Origin of the sequence: Pseudomonas sp. HMSC066A08 (assembly GCF_001813025.1) — a bacterium.
Classification (GTDB): Bacteria; Pseudomonadota; Gammaproteobacteria; order Pseudomonadales; family Pseudomonadaceae; genus Pseudomonas; species Pseudomonas aeruginosa.
In genome coordinates this window covers 39,308-54,146 of record NZ_KV811295.1, presented here as the reverse complement: position 1 = coordinate 54,146, position 14,839 = coordinate 39,308, and the positions used below count along the sequence as shown (strand labels likewise).

The 14,839-nt window shown below is 64.7% G+C and carries 11 protein-coding genes; 9 read left to right on the top strand and 2 right to left on the bottom strand.

Features of this window, described 5'->3' with window-relative positions; translation table 11 throughout:
- Positions 1–103 precede the first annotated feature (103 nt).
- Entirely contained in the window at positions 104–1,816 is a 1,713-nt protein-coding gene (ltrA, locus tag HMPREF2886_RS12240; RefSeq protein WP_024128031.1) for a group II intron reverse transcriptase/maturase, read from the bottom strand.
- Positions 1,817–3,087: 1,271 nt separating this feature from the next.
- Between ltrA and HMPREF2886_RS12235 the strand changes: the two genes are divergently transcribed.
- The 3 genes from HMPREF2886_RS12235 to HMPREF2886_RS12225 are packed head-to-tail and all read left to right on the top strand — an operon-like array spanning position 3,088 to position 5,535.
- Positions 3,088–4,104: an aminoglycoside phosphotransferase family protein gene (locus tag HMPREF2886_RS12235; RefSeq protein WP_039027738.1), complete on the top strand. Its 1,017-nt coding sequence runs from the start codon at positions 3,088–3,090 to the stop codon at positions 4,102–4,104.
- Positions 4,101–4,775, top strand: a complete 675-nt coding sequence (murU, locus tag HMPREF2886_RS12230) for an N-acetylmuramate alpha-1-phosphate uridylyltransferase MurU (RefSeq protein ID WP_033977978.1) — start codon at positions 4,101–4,103, stop codon at positions 4,773–4,775. Before HMPREF2886_RS12235 ends, murU begins: the two co-directional genes overlap by 4 nt.
- Position 4,776: 1 nt before the next feature.
- Positions 4,777–5,535, top strand: a complete 759-nt coding sequence (locus tag HMPREF2886_RS12225) for a DnaJ domain-containing protein (protein ID WP_033977977.1) — start codon at positions 4,777–4,779, stop codon at positions 5,533–5,535.
- On the opposite strand, the gene HMPREF2886_RS12220 is transcribed toward HMPREF2886_RS12225, so the two are convergent.
- Entirely contained in the window at positions 5,536–6,597 is a 1,062-nt protein-coding gene (locus HMPREF2886_RS12220; protein WP_070747434.1) for an alpha/beta hydrolase family protein, read from the bottom strand. It lies immediately after the preceding gene.
- Positions 6,598–6,748: 151 nt separating this feature from the next.
- Here HMPREF2886_RS12220 and HMPREF2886_RS12215 point away from each other — a divergent pair, with 151 nt between their 5' ends.
- From HMPREF2886_RS12215 to HMPREF2886_RS12190, 6 genes are all read left to right on the top strand, one after another.
- Positions 6,749–9,142, top strand: a complete 2,394-nt coding sequence (locus tag HMPREF2886_RS12215; protein ID WP_070747432.1) for a PAS domain-containing sensor histidine kinase — start codon at positions 6,749–6,751, stop codon at positions 9,140–9,142.
- A gap of 45 nt (positions 9,143–9,187) precedes the next feature.
- Positions 9,188–9,820 (top strand): response regulator, encoded by a 633-nt coding sequence (locus HMPREF2886_RS12210; RefSeq protein ID WP_003085103.1) that lies wholly within the window; start codon positions 9,188–9,190, stop codon positions 9,818–9,820.
- Between the two features lie 128 nt (positions 9,821–9,948).
- Entirely contained in the window at positions 9,949–10,983 is a 1,035-nt protein-coding gene (locus HMPREF2886_RS12205) for a polyamine ABC transporter substrate-binding protein (protein ID WP_003085106.1), read from the top strand.
- A gap of 233 nt (positions 10,984–11,216) precedes the next feature.
- Positions 11,217–12,326: an ABC transporter ATP-binding protein gene (locus HMPREF2886_RS12200; RefSeq protein ID WP_003085109.1), complete on the top strand. Its 1,110-nt coding sequence runs from the start codon at positions 11,217–11,219 to the stop codon at positions 12,324–12,326.
- A 55-nt stretch (positions 12,327–12,381) separates the two neighbouring features.
- Complete coding sequence (locus tag HMPREF2886_RS12195; RefSeq protein ID WP_033977971.1) at positions 12,382–13,428, top strand: ABC transporter substrate-binding protein; 1,047 nt, start codon at positions 12,382–12,384, stop codon at positions 13,426–13,428.
- A 114-nt stretch (positions 13,429–13,542) separates the two neighbouring features.
- Entirely contained in the window at positions 13,543–14,790 is a 1,248-nt protein-coding gene (locus HMPREF2886_RS12190; RefSeq protein WP_003109044.1) for an ABC transporter permease, read from the top strand.
- Positions 14,791–14,839 lie beyond the last annotated feature (49 nt).

Below are 14,839 nucleotides of genomic sequence, written 5' to 3'. Positions count from 1 at the left end.
CGGCCCGGTGGGCCGCACGCCTCTCGATGGGCTGAAAGTCGGGTGGGAACCAGCCATTACTGGCTGATCCCCCCCTAAGAACCGTACGTGCACCTTTCAGCGCTTACGGCTCAGGCCTATCCAAAACCCCCAAGGGGGCCGGTTTGCTCACATGCAGACCACGTGCGTGGAGCTGTTGGTGACAAATGGGGTGCAATAGTACCCGGTTCTCCAGGGAGTCTCCACCGCCTTGTGAGCGGTAGATAATGTGGTGATCGTGCCACCCGGTTTCCCTGGATATCGGCTGTTTGCATAGCGCGCATAACCCACTTTGGCTGGTGAATAGACTGGCGATTTGCTTCCGGTACTTCAGCTTGTTCAGCATCCGTTCCATGCGCAGTTTTTCGCCTGCCGCCTCCATGGTCGGGTCGTAGGGGTTGTATTCCCCACTCACCTTTTTGTGCCGCTCGATCGGTGTCCCTGCAAGCTGGTACAACTCGACTTCCCGTTTTGTTCCGTTCGCTTCCAGAACCGTGGTGGCGAACACCCATCCGCGTTCCCCTTGTGGACGGAAATACTTCTTCCGTATCCAGTCCAGGGACTTGTTTGGATGCCGCCTTTTGGCCCAGCGCCAGAGCTTAACAAACGCCCTGTTATCCATCCGGCTATACGCCTGTTTGGCCACTACTGGCTGATGGTAAAGCGCCCACCCCCGCAGGATTGGATTTAGCAGTCGGATCAAGTCCTCCTGCTTACTCGTCTTGTGGGTGTCGATCACCTCTCTGACCTTGCCGTAGAACGCCTTGACGTTCTTCTTGCTCGGCTTGATCAACAACGTTCCGTCGTACTTTCGGAAGTTCCATCCAAGGAAGTCGAAGCCTTCGTCGATGTGGACGATGCGGGTTTTCTTGGGAGAAAGCCGCAGCCCGCGTACCGCCAGGAACTGCTCCACCCAGGGTTTGACCTCGTTTTCCAGTACCTCCGGGGAGGCGCCAGTGATCACGAAATCATCCGCGTAACGCACCACGTTGATCTTCAGCCTCTTCGCCCTCGTCACCCCCAAATGTTGCTTGAGGAGTGATTCCAGCCCATCCAGCGCCAGATTTGCCAAGGTTGGGGAGATGATCCCCCCTTGTGGCGTACCTGCATCCGTTGCGTGCAACTGCCCTCGGTGTACAACACCGGCCTTTAACCATTGCCGGAGTACTCGTGTATCCGTGGGGACATTCCTTATCAGCCAATCATGGTTGATGTTGTCGAAGAACCCTTCGATGTCCGCGTCCAGCACCCATTGAGCGGAAGCTCGCTTGGATAGGCATACGAACAACTGCGCCATCGCGTCCGCCGTGGAGCGTTCGATCCTGAAGCCGTAGCTATTCGGATCGCCCCGGGTTTCTGCGACAGGAGACAGCGCCAGCAGATATAGCGCCTGCATGGCTCTATCCGTCATGGTCGGGATACCCAAAGGGCGTTCCCGGCCATCCGACTTCGGGATAAAGACGCGCCGTAGAGGCCGCGCCTTGTATCCCCGCGTCTTCAACTGACCAACCGCTTCCCATTTCGCGTTGGGTGTATCCCAGAGTTGCTTATCGACTCCCGTCGTGCGGCTCCCCTGATTTTCCGTGACTCTCCGTACGGCCAAGTATCTGGCCGACTTCGAGCGGGTCAGCATCCGTTGCAAGGCTTTCACCCTGCGCCATTTGCCTTCCCGGCAAGCCTTCGCAATCCGCACCTGCATTCCCCGGACGTTCCGCTGGACACGACTCCAATCGACGTCGTGCCATTGCTGTGGAGCGCCGGAAAGCGCAGGCCCGGCCTGTTGGCTGAGCTCTTTCATGCTGCTTTCCTCTCAAGTGAACTACCCGAGCGGAAGGTGCACGCCGCCCCTGACGGGGTGGGGCACCCGCCAGGGTAGGTTTGTTAAGGGCCGGTGGAAGCTGGCCCTGGGTTGATTGAGACGGTCTCTGTCAGAGCTGTTGCGACGGAAGACCACGCAGAAGTCTGCCCGGTTTCCCGTGGGGTGATGTCTCAACCCCTATCCAGACCATTACAGCCCGGCATTCGCTTTCTCTGCGATCCCATACCCGCACCACCAACAGTTCGCCTTGCGGCTCCCCTGCCCAGAGGGCGGCGATACGGGCTTACCACGTTCCCTATCTGTCACACGACTGGGTTAGGACTCGCCTTTTCACCGGTGGTCTTGAAGGCGACGTATCCCCACATCCCACGGAGATAACCGACCACATACCTTTTGGTTCATGCCTGACAGCAGTTTTGGCATGGCTATCCTTACGGTGTTTATCAGCGATTCACATGTGTTGCCCATACCAGCCAGCCTGGCGCCTCAACCCGGTACTGCTCCGAGTATCTGCAGTCTGCCTCGCGGAAGGACTGCACCCTGGATAGGGGGCTACGTTGTCGGACGAGCTTCGCACAACGCCGTTACCAGCGATGCACGTCGTCGTAGGCTACCGTTGGTCGCACAACGAGTCCGCTACCGCACCCTGATGGGCGTGGTTGGACAATGACAGACAGAGCTTCCGCCCATGTCTCCAGTTTGATGTGAGCAGGTACTGCGGGCGCAGCGTGCTCTCGGGGAAGGTTTCCTCCTGTTTTGAGGCAGGAGGAACCCCAGCGGGGATTCTCTCCCGCAAGGGTTAGGCCACAAGGGCCGGGGTTAGTGCTTGGAGGGCGGTCGTTTGAGGTAGCTTTTGATCCTCGGCCAATCCGCCCAGGCTGCCATCCCTAAACAGACGAGAAGCAAGCCGGTGAGCATGATTATGCCGAAGGTATCTTGGCTCATCTCATTCATAACACCCTCCATTGGGCATGCACTCCAGAACCGAAAAGAGCCGGTTCGCAGTCGCGCTTCCGAGTGCTAGGCGACCTTGGGGTTGCCACCGCCGCTGCGGCAAGTCCTTGAAGGCAATGGACTTCTGGGCGGGTTTTGGTTCCTGGGGATGGATACCCAAGCGTGCGATTTCCTCTCGGAAATCCTCCAAGCTGGCCCTACAGCTTGGAGTCGGAGACACGCTACGCGTGTCGCACAAGATGCTGGATAATAAAGCATGACCTGCGCAACGGCTAGGGCCGTGGAGAACCCCGTAAATGTCTGATGATGCCCGTTTCCAGCAGCTGAATCGCTGGTTGGACTCTTGTTTGCCCGAGTTGTTCGTTGCCGAAGGTTGGGGGGACGTGCCCTCCGCCGAACTGATCCCGGCCAGTAGCGACGCCAGCTTCCGTCGTTATTTCCGCTGGCAGGGAGGGGACCGCAGCCTGGTGGTGATGGACGCGCCGCCGCCCCAGGAAGACTGCCGACCGTTCGTCAAGGTCGCCGGACTGCTCGCCGGAGCCGGCGTGCATGTGCCGAGGATTCTCGCCCAGGACCTGGAGAACGGTTTCCTGCTGCTCAGTGACCTGGGCCGGCAGACCTACCTCGACGTGCTTCATCCCGGAAATGCCGACGAGCTGTTCGAACCGGCCCTGGATGCGCTGATCGCCTTCCAGAAGGTCGACGTCGCCGGTGTCCTGCCGGCCTACGACGAAGCGGTGCTGCGCCGCGAGCTGCAGCTGTTCCCCGACTGGTACCTGGCCCGCCACCTCGGCGTGGAGCTGGAGGGCGAGGCGCTGGCCCGCTGGCAGCGGATCTGCGACCTGCTGGTACGCAGCGCGCTGGAGCAGCCGCGGGTGTTCGTCCATCGCGACTATATGCCGCGCAACCTGATGCTCAGCGAGCCCAACCCGGGTGTCCTTGACTTCCAGGACGCCCTGTACGGTCCGGTCACCTATGATGTCACCTGCCTGTACAAGGACGCCTTCGTCAGTTGGCCGGAGCCGCGCGTGCATGCCGCGCTGAATCGCTACTGGAAGAAGGCGACCTGGGCCGGCATCCCGCTGCCGCCAAGCTTCGAGGACTTCCTCCGCGCCAGCGACCTGATGGGCGTGCAGCGCCACCTGAAGGTGATTGGCATCTTCGCCCGTATCTGTCACCGCGACGGCAAACCGCGTTACCTGGGCGACGTGCCGCGCTTCTTCCGTTATCTGGAAACCGCCGTGGCGCGCCGTCCCGAGCTGGCCGAACTGGGCGAGCTGCTGGCCTCGCTGCCGCAGGGAGCCGAGGCATGAAGGCGATGATCCTCGCCGCCGGGCGTGGCGAGCGCATGCGGCCGACCACCCTGCACACGCCCAAGCCGCTGATCGAGGCCGCCGGCGTGCCACTGATCGAGCGTCAGTTGCTGGCGCTGCGCCAGGCCGGAGTCGACGACTGGGTGATCAACCATGCCTGGCTTGGCGAGCAGATCGAGGCCTATCTCGGCGACGGTTCGCGCCTGGGCGGGCGGATCGCCTATTCCCCGGAGGGAGAACCGCTGGAAACCGGCGGCGGAATCTTCCGCGCCCTGCCGTTGCTCGGCGAGCAGCCGTTCCTGTTGCTCAACGGCGATGTCTGGAGCGACTTCGACTACTCTCGGCTGCATCTTGCCGACGGCGACCTGGCGCATCTGGTGCTGGTCGACAACCCGGCGCACCATCCCGCCGGCGATTTCCACCTGGATGCCGGCGGGCGGGTGGGCGAGAGCCGCGAAGCGGGCGGCAACCTGACCTACAGCGGGATCGCCGTACTGCATCCCGCGCTGTTCGAGGGCTGCCAGCCGGGTGCCTTCAAGCTGGCGCCGCTATTGCGCAAGGCCATCGCCGCGGGGCGGGTCAGCGGCGAACACCATCGTGGGCAGTGGGTCGACGTCGGTACCCACGAGCGCCTGGCGGAAGTCGAGCGATTGCTGGCGGAGCACGCCTGAGATGCTCTGGCCCGCTACGCTGATCGGAGCCGGAGCCGGCTGGGCCCTGGCCAGCATCCCCGGCGCCCTGCTCGGCGCCCTGCTGGGACAACTGCTGGACCGCAGGTTGCGCCTGGAGTCCTGGCGCGGCCTGCTGGCGCGCTTGCGCGGGCGGGCGGTGAACGATGAGGACGACCTGCTGTTCCAGTTGCTCGGCTATCTGGCCAAGAGCGGCGGGCGGGTGGAGGAGATGCATATCCGCCAGGCGCGCGAGGAGATGGCGTTGCGCAAGCTCGATAGGCGAGCCCAGCGGCGTGCCATCGCGTCCTTCGGCAAGGGCAAGGCCGGCATCGCCCATCTGCAGGAGGAGGTCGCGCGCCTGAAAGGCGAACGTGCGGAGGCGGTATTGCTCGCCTGCTGGCGGATGGCCTGGGCTGGCGGCGTGCTCAGCCAGTCGGCGCGGCAACTGGTGTTGCAATGGGGGCGCTGGCTGGGGTGGTCGGCGGAGCGAACGGAACGCTTGTCGGCGCGGGTCATGCCGAAGCGGGCGCGCGCTGTCGCCCGGGATAGCTACCGCGAGGCCCTGCTGCTGCTCGGCGTGGAGGCCGGAAGCGAGCCGGCGCTGATCAAACGCGCCTATCGCAAGCTGATCAGCCAGCATCATCCGGACAAACTGGCGGGAGCCGGCGCCAGCGTCGAGCGCGTGCGTGCGGCTACCGAGAAAACCCGTGAATTGCAGGCGGCCTACGCCCTGGTCCGAGAGCGTGAGGGGTTCCGCTGATCACTCCGCAGGTTTCTGCGCATCGGCCTGCAGGTGAAGGCTGAGCCAGCCGCGGATTCGTCGGTACAGTTGCTCCTGCTCCGCCTTGGGATCGGCCGGTAGCGCCTGCATCGCGATTTGTACGTAGGCCGGGTGTTTCTGCCGCTTGCCAGCCTGCATGCGCAGCCTGGCCGCCTCGCGGTCGGCACGGGTGTCGCGGTAATAGAAGTCGCCGGTCGCCAGTTTCAGCTTCGGCACCATATCTTCCAGCGCCGGGCGAAAATCGCGCGGTACCTCCGCGGCAACCAGCAGCAGGTTGTGGATTTCCGCAGGCTCCTTCTCCGCCAGGTAGCGTGCCGCCCAATAGGCGCCCGTGCCATGACCGAGCAGGACGACGCTTTTCGGTTCGTGCTGCAGGGCCAGGTCGATGCTCGCCTGCAGGCGCGCCATGACCCGTTCGGCGTGCGCCTTGCGCTGCTCGACCGGATCGATGGCTGGGGGAGGGGCCTGGTCCTCGCTCTGCGCCGGTTCGCCGCTGCCGGCTTCGGCGGTGCTTTCCGGCGCCGGCGCGTTGCCGCTTTCGCCTTTCACGTCAGGCTTGCTTGCGCTGTCCGCGGCGCTGGCGTCCTTGTCGGCGCTGGCGCTGGCGGCGGATTCCGCAGGGCGGGTAAGCGGCGCGGTGCTCTGCGGGTCGGGCAGGGCCAGGCTCAGGGTCTGCCAGCCGGCATCCGGCAGTTTGCGCCTTAGCGGGCCGATGGCTTGCGGCCAGTCCGGACTTTCGCCATCACCGGGAATCAGGATCACTACACCTTCGGCCTCGGCGGTGTTGGCTGGCAACCAGAGGGTGAGGAAGCTTTCGTCGCCGGCCTTGAGGATCTGCTGGCCGTCCTCCGGCAACTGGCGCTCCAGCCCCTTGGCCTCGTCCTGGCTGCGCTCGCTGACCGCCGGGCGTTCCACGGGGGCCGGCGGCTGGTCCTTGGCGGCCTCCTCTTCGGCTTGAACGAAAGCCGGCGGCAGGAAAGCGGCGGCCAATAGCAGCGGCAGCAGGACGGAGGGCTTCGGCAGTAGAGAGAAGGCCGGCATTGGAAATTCCCGATAGACAATTCAGAAGGCAGCCTAAACCCAGAGCACTTCTTTGTCAGGCCGAGCCTTCGCATGGTTCGCCGGTCGCGCTCGCGGTAAGGTATGCCCGCTTTTCCTTCCGTTGCGGTGTATTCCGTGGAGTGTCGCCGGCATGTTGCGTCGTTGCTGTCTGCTCTTCTGCTGTCTGCTGTTGAGCCTGCCCGTGCGAGCGGAGGAGTCGGTCGCCTTGCCGCTGACGGCGGAGCTACGGACCTGGCTGGCGGAGCATCGGGAATTGCGCGTCGGGGTGGTCACCGAAGCGCCCTATGCCCAGTACGACCGCCGCCTGCAACAGTATTCCGGGGCCAACGTGGAGCTGATGGGCTGGCTGGCCACGGCGATGCAGGTGACCTTGCGGTGGCAGGGCTATCCCGACCAGGCGGCGCTCGACGATGCCCTGCGCGCTGGGCGCGTGGATATCGCTCCCGGCCTCAGCCAGACCCCAGCCGGGCTGCGCTTGTGGCTGTTCTCCGATCCCTACCTGCGGGTTTCCCGGCTGGTGGTGGGGAAGCGCGATGGCAGCGGCAGCGTCGAATTGGAGCAACTGGAGCGCGATACCCGGGTTGCCGTGCGGGCCGGCAGTTCGGTGGCTGACTACCTGAGCAGCACCTATAGCGGCCTGCAATGGGTGTCGGCCGATTCCGAACGCGAGGTGCTGCGCGCCGTGCTCGCCGGACAGGCACGCTACGCGGTGATCGACGAAGCGCAACTCAGCCGCCTGACCCGCGAACCGGAGTTCGCCGAGCTAGCGGTGGTTGGCGACATCGGCTACCCGCAACTGCTACGGGTGGCGACCCGCCGCGACTGGCCGGAACTGGCGATGGTGGTCGACCAGGCGTTGCGCTCGCTGCCGCGCAAGTCCCTGGACCAGTTGCACGAGCGCTGGTTGCAACCCAAGTATCCGCGCCTCGGCGAGTCGCCGGGGTTCTGGCAGAACCTGTCGATCCTCCTCGGCCTGCTGCTGGCCGGCGCGCTGGCGGCGGTGTTCCTCCAGCGGCGCCAGCAGCATGCGCTGGAAGCCCGGCTGTACGGCGCCCGCCGCGACCTGGAGCTGCGCCAGGCGGCCGAGGAGGCGCTGCGCCTGACTCAGTTCTCCATCGACAACAGCACCCTGGGCATCCTCTGGGTCAACTGGGACAGCCGCGTACGCTACGCCAACCGCGCCGCCGAACAGATGCTCGGCCATGCCGACGGCCAACTCGTGGACCGTCCGCTGGCCGACTTCGAGCCCGGCCTGGACATGGACCGCTGGTTGAACCTTTGGCGTCGTGCGCGCAATAGCGAGGAGGGCCCGCTCAGCTTCGAGACCCGCTGCCTGCGCGCCGACGGCAGTTGGCTGCCGGCCGACGTCTCGCTTAGCTTCCTGCGCTTCGGCACGTCCGAGTATCTGGTGGTGTTCCTCAGCGACGTCACCGAGCGCCGCCGTGCCCGCGAGGCATTGCAGGAAAGCGAGGCGCGGATGAAGGGCATCGCCTCCAACGTGCCGGGCATGGTCTTCCGCCTGGAGCGCCCGCGGGCCGGCGCGTTTTCCGACTTCGCCTATATCAGCGAGGGCAGCGAGGCGCTGGTCGGCTACAGCGCTCTCGAGCTGATCGAAAGCGGCCGCGGCATTCGCGGCCTGGTCCATCCCGACGACCGCGAGCGCTACTGGTCGAGCCAGATGGCTGCCCTCGACGAGAATCGCGACTGGCATTGGCAGGGCCGCATCCTCACTCGCCAGGGCGAATTGCGCTGGGCCGACATCAAGGCTTCGGCGCGCTGTTTCGAGGATGGTCGCGCGGTCTGGGACGGGGTGGTCTGGGACATCACCGCGAACAAGCAGATCGAACTCGAACTCGGCGAGTCGCGCGCCCAGCTCCGCGAGCTGTCGGCGCACCTGGAGTCGGTGCGGGAGGAGGAGAAGGCGCGTATCGCCCGCGAGGTCCATGATGAGCTGGGCCAGGTGCTGACGGTGCTGAAGCTGGAAACCTCGATGTGCGAGCTGGCCTATGCCGATGCCCAGGAGGGTCTGCGCGAACGCCTGGGCAACATGAAAAAGCTGATCGCCCAGTTGTTCCAGCTGGTGCGCGACGTGGCTACCGCACTGCGCCCGCCGATCCTCGACGCCGGAATCGGCTCGGCGGTGGAGTGGCAGGCGCGGCGCTTCGAGGCACGCACGCAGATTCCCTGCCTGGTGGAGGTGCCGGAGAACTCGCCGCAGTTGGTCGACGCCAAGGCTATCGGCCTGTTCCGCATCCTCCAGGAGGCGTTGACCAATGTCATGCGGCATGCCGAGGCGCATACTGTGCAACTGCGTCTGCGGCGCGAGGGTGACGAGCTGTGCCTGAGCGTCAGCGACGACGGTCGCGGGTTCGATGTCGCCACGGTGGGGCGTGGCAGTTCCTTCGGCCTGGTCGGCATGCGTGAGCGGGTGCTGATGATGGGCGGTACGCTGGACATCGACAGTGCCCCCGGCGAGGGCACCACGCTCAGCGTGAGGATTCCGCTGGGCGTCGCGGGCCCGTGACAAGAACAACCGCCGGCAAGGCGGAACAGCGTGAGGCAGCAAAGAGTGGTGATCCGAGTCCTGGTCGCTGAAGACCACACGATCGTCAGGGAAGGCATCAAGCAACTGATCGGCATGGCCAAGGACCTGCAGGTGGTCGGCGAGGCCACCAATGGCGAGCAGTTGCTGGAAACCCTGCGCGGAACGCCTTGCGAGGTGGTCCTGCTGGATATCTCCATGCCCGGCGTCAATGGCCTCGAGGCGATTCCGCGGATTCGCGCGCTGAACGAGCCGCCGGCGATCCTGGTGCTGTCGATGCACGACGAGGCGCAGATGGCCGCCCGCGCCCTGAAGATAGGTGCTGCCGGCTATGCCACCAAGGACAGCGATCCGGCATTGCTGCTCACCGCGATCCGCAGGGTCGCCGGCGGCGGACGCTACATCGACCCGGACCTTGCCGATCGGATGGTCTTCGAGGTCGGCCTGACCGATTCGCGTCCGCCCCATGCGCTGCTCTCCGAGCGCGAGTTCTCGGTGTTCGAGCGGCTGGTGCAGGGCGCCAACGTCAACGAGATCGCCCAGCAACTGGCGGTCAGCAACAAGACCATCAGTACCCACAAGGCACGCCTGATGCAGAAGCTCAACGCGCATTCGGTAGCCGACCTGGTGCGCTACGCGATGGAGCACCGCCTGCTCTGACAGGGGCGTTCGCCCAGGTTTTGCTCGCGGCTTGTGCGCCAGGTCCGGTTTTCGCGATCTGCTGTCTACCTGGCTTCCGCGCGGCAGGGAATGATGCTCGCCGGCCAACACGATAAGGAGAAGAAACGATGTTGCCAGCCATGAGGACGGGCCTGTTGTGCGCCCTTCTCGGAGTTACCGCGCCCGCCTGGGCGGAATACGTGACCGTGATTTCCTTCGGCGGCGCCAACAAGGAAGCCCAGGAAACCGCGTTCTACAAACCCTTCAAGAGCGCCACCGGCAATCGTGTGGTGCATGGCTCCTACAATGGCGACCTGGCCAAGCTCAAGCGCATGGTGGAGATCAGCCACGTCTCCTGGGACGTGGTGGAAGTCGAGGCGCCGGAGCTGGCGCGCGGTTGCGAGGAAGGTCTGTTCGAGAAGCTGGACATGGCGAAGGTCGGCGATCCCGCGGATTTCGTTCCCGGCGCGGTGCAGCCCTGCGGAGTCGGCATCTTCGTCTGGACCACGCTGCTTGCCTACAACCCCGGCAAGGTTGCGGGCAGCCCGCAGGGCTGGGCGGATTTCTGGGACGTGAAGAAGTTTCCCGGCAAGCGCGGCCTGCGCTGGGGCGCCAAGTACAGCCTGGAGTTCGCCCTGATGGCCGATGGCGTGGCGCCGAAGGACGTCTACCAGACGCTGGCGACGCCCGCCGGCGTCGAGCGGGCGTTCCGCAAGCTCGACGAGCTGAAGCCCTATATCCATTGGTGGAAGTCCGGGCAGGACCCTGTGCGCGACCTGGCCGATGGCACGGTGGTGATGAGTTCGGCCTACAACGGGCGGATCGCCGCGGCGCAGGCCGAGAAGCAGCGCCTGGCAATGGTCTGGAGCGGCGGCGTCTACGATTTCGACTTCTGGGCGCTGCCGGTCGGGGTTTGGAAGAAGCAGTTGGCCGAGGAGTTCATCCGTTTCGCCAGCCAGCCGGAGCAGCAGAAGGCTTTCGCCGAGAACATCGCCTACGGCCCGGCCAACCGCAAGGCGGTAGGCCTGCTCGATCCGCAAGTGGCTGCCAACCTGCCGACCGCGCCACAGAACATGCAGAACGCGGTGGGTATGAACGTGGCCTTCTGGGCGGAGCACGGCGAGGCCCTGGAGCAGCGTTTCCAGAACTGGGCCAAGCGCTGAGGAGGCCGTTGCGCGCCAGCCGGAGAGCGCTGGCGCGCAAACCTTTGCCTTTCTCGAAAGCCCCTTCCCAGAGCGGTCGGACCCATTCCGGGGTGCATCTTTTTTGTAGGGCGATTCCTACAAAGAGCTTTCCTTTCCCCTGATAGAAAACTCTCTTGCCGGCCGATTTGCGTCCTGCGCCGGGTTCTCTAGGCTGTTCGCACAGCATCCATAAAACGAACAAAGGTGCGGTTATGGCCGAGACTCAAGGCGGCGATGTACTGGTCAGCTTCCGTGGCGTGCAGAAGAGCTACGACGGCGAGACCCTCATCGTGAAGGATCTCAACCTGGACATTCGCAAGGGCGAATTCCTCACCCTGCTCGGCCCCTCCGGGTCCGGCAAGACCACCAGCCTGATGATGCTGGCCGGTTTCGAAACCCCCACCGCCGGCGAAATCCTCCTGGCCGGTCGCTCGATCAACAATGTCCCTCCGCACAAGCGCGACATCGGCATGGTGTTCCAGAACTATGCGCTGTTCCCGCACATGACCGTGGCCGAGAACCTGGCCTTTCCCCTCAGCGTCCGCGGCATGAGCAAGACCGACGTGAAGGAAAGGGTCAAGCGCGCGTTGTCGATGGTCCAGCTCGACGCCTTTGCCGGGCGTTATCCGGCGCAGCTTTCCGGTGGCCAGCAGCAGCGCGTGGCGCTGGCCCGCGCGCTGGTCTTCGAGCCGCAACTGGTGCTGATGGACGAGCCCCTGGGAGCGCTGGACAAGCAACTTCGCGAGCACATGCAGATGGAAATCAAGCATCTGCACCAGCGCCTCGGCGTCACCGTGGTCTACGTCACCCACGACCAGGGCGAGGCGCTGACCATGTCCGACCGGGTGGCGGTGTTCCACCAGGGCGAAATCCAGCAGATCGAGCCGCCGCGCAATCTCTACGAGCAGCCGCGCAACACCTTCGTGGCCAACTTCATCGGCGAGAACAACCGTCTATCCGGGCAGTTGCTCAGTTGCGACGGCGAGCGCTGCGTGGTCGGGCTGCCGCGCGGCGAGAAGGTCGAGGCGCTGGCGGTCAACGTCGGCCAGCCGGGCGAGCCGGTGACCTTGTCGATCCGCCCCGAGCGGGTGCGCCTGAACGGTGCCAGCGAGTCTTGCGTCAACCGTTTCTCCGGCCGCGTGGCCGAGTTCGTCTACCTGGGCGACCACGTGCGTGTGCGCCTGGAGGTCTGCGGCCGCGACGACTTCTTCGTCAAGCAGCCGATCGCCGAGCTGGACCCGACGCTGAGCGTCGGTGATGTGGTTCCGCTGGGCTGGCAGGTCGAGCATGTGAGGGCGCTCGACCCTCTGCCGGCGGCGTGAGCGCCGGCAGTCCCGATCCGTACCGAAGCAACCCTGCACTGTGGAGAGAACAATAATGTCGAAATCCCTGAAAGCGGCCAGCCTGAAGTTCGCCACCCTGGCGGCCGGCCTGGCCTGCGCGGCCCAGGCCATGGCGGTGGACCTGACCGTGGTGTCCTTCGGCGGGGCCAACAAGAGCGCCCAGATCAAGGCGTTCTACGAGCCCTACCAGAAAGCCACCGGCAACAGGATCGTCGCCGGCGAATACAACGGCGAGATGGCCAAGGTCAAGGCCATGGTCGACACCAACAGCGTGTCCTGGGACCTGGTGGAAGTGGAGTCGCCGGAGCTGTCGCGCGGCTGCGACGAAGGCCTGTTCGAGGAACTCGACCCGGCGCAGTTCGGCAAGACCGAGGACTTCGTGCCCGGCGCCATCCAACCGTGCGGCGTGGGTTTCTTCGTCTGGTCCACGGTGCTCGCCTACAACGCCGACAAGCTGAAAAACGCGCCGACCAGTTGGGCGGACTTCTGGGACATCAAGAAATTCCCCGGCAAGCGCGGCCTGCGCAAGGGCGCCAAGTACACCCTCGAATTCGCCCTGATGGCCGACGGCGTGGCGCCGAAGGACGTCTACGGCGTGCTCGCCACCAAGGAAGGCCAGGATCGCGCCTTCAAGAAGCTCGACGAGATCAAGTCGAGCATCCAGTGGTGGGAGGCGGGCGCCCAGCCGCCGCAGTACCTGGCTTCCGGCGACGTGGTGATGAGTTCTGCCTACAACGGCCGGATCGCCGCGGTGCAGAAGGAAAGCAACCTGAAGGTGGTATGGAACGGCGGCATCTACGATTTCGACGCCTGGGCCATCCCGAAGGGGGCGAAGAAACGGGAAGAGACCCTGAAGTTCATCGCCTTCTCGGTGCAGCCCCAGCAGCAGAAGACCTATTCGGAAAACATCGCCTACGGTCCGGCCAACAAGCAGGCGGTGCCGCTGCTGGACAAGGCCCTGCTGAAGGACATGCCGACCACTCCGGAAAACATCCAGAACCAGGTGGCAATGGACGTGACCTTCTGGGCCGACTACGGCGAACAACTGGAACAGCGCTTCAACGCCTGGGCGGCCAGGTAATCCTCGCCTGACCCTCCAGAGAGGGCCGGAGGGGCCGCCGCGCGGCGGCTCCTCCTACCGTTCCACACTTTCCAGGGTCGCTCCCGACGGCCCGCTTTTTTTCCGGAGTTCGCTATGGCCACAGCTGTGCCCATGTCCCAGGCCGCCGGCAGCACCCTCAAGCAACGCCTGGCGCGCGCCGAGCGGATGAACCGCCTGAAGTCCCAGGCGCTGATCCTGCCCCTGCTGGCCTTCCTGGTCCTGACCTTCCTGGTGCCGATCGCCGCCCTGCTCTACAAGAGCGTGTCCAACCCGGAAGTGGTTCGCTCGTTGCCGCTGACGGTAGAAGCCATCTCCGCCTGGGACGGCAAGTCGCTGCCGGCCGACGCCGTCTACAAGGCGCTCAGCCAGGATCTCGCCGAGGCTCGTCGCAACCAGACCATCGGCGATCTCTCCAAGCGCCTGAACATGGAACTGGCCGGCTATCGCAGCCTGATGGCGAAGACCGCGCGCAAGCTGCCGTTCAAGGAGGAGCCCGCTTCCTACAAGGACGCCATGGAACAGCTCGACGAGCGCTGGGGCGACCCCGCCTACTGGCAGGTGATCCGCCGCAACGCCAGCAGCTATACGCCCTATTACCTGCTCGCGGCCCTCGACCACCGGATCGACGATCTCGGCGAAGTGGCGCGCGCCACCCCGGACCAGGCCATCTACCTGGATATCTTCGCCCGCACCTTCTGGATGGGCGCGGTGATCACCGTCATCTGCCTGCTGCTGGCCTACCCGCTGGCCTACCTGCTGGCCAACCTGCCGACGCGCAAGAGCAACCTGCTGATGATCCTGGTCCTGCTGCCGTTCTGGACCTCGATCCTGGTACGTGTCGCCGCCTGGATCGTCCTGCTGCAATCGGGTGGCCTGATCAACGGCGCGCTGCTCAAGCTCGGCCTGATCGACCAGCCGCTGCAACTGGTGTTCAACCGCACCGGCGTATACATCGCGATGGTGCACATCATGCTGCCGTTCATGATCCTGCCGATCTACAGCGTGATGAAGGGCATTTCGCCGAGCTACATGCGCGCCGCGATTTCCCTCGGCTGCCACCCGTTCGCCAGCTTCTGGCGGGTGTATTTCCCACAGACCGTCGCGGGCGTCGGCGCCGGTTGCCTGCTGGTGTTCATCCTGTCCATCGGCTACTACATCACCCCGGCGCTGCTGGGCAGCCCGAACGACCAGATGGTCAGCTACTTCGTCGCCTTCTATACCAACAGCACCATCAACTGGGGCATGGCCACCGCCCTCGGCGGCCTGCTGCTGCTCGCTACCCTGGTGCTCTACGTCGTCTACAGCTGGCTGGTGGGCGCCAGCCGCCTGCGCCTGGGATAGAGGGCCTTCCGAGAAGGCCAACCGATTCCCCTCTCCCTTCGGAAAAAAG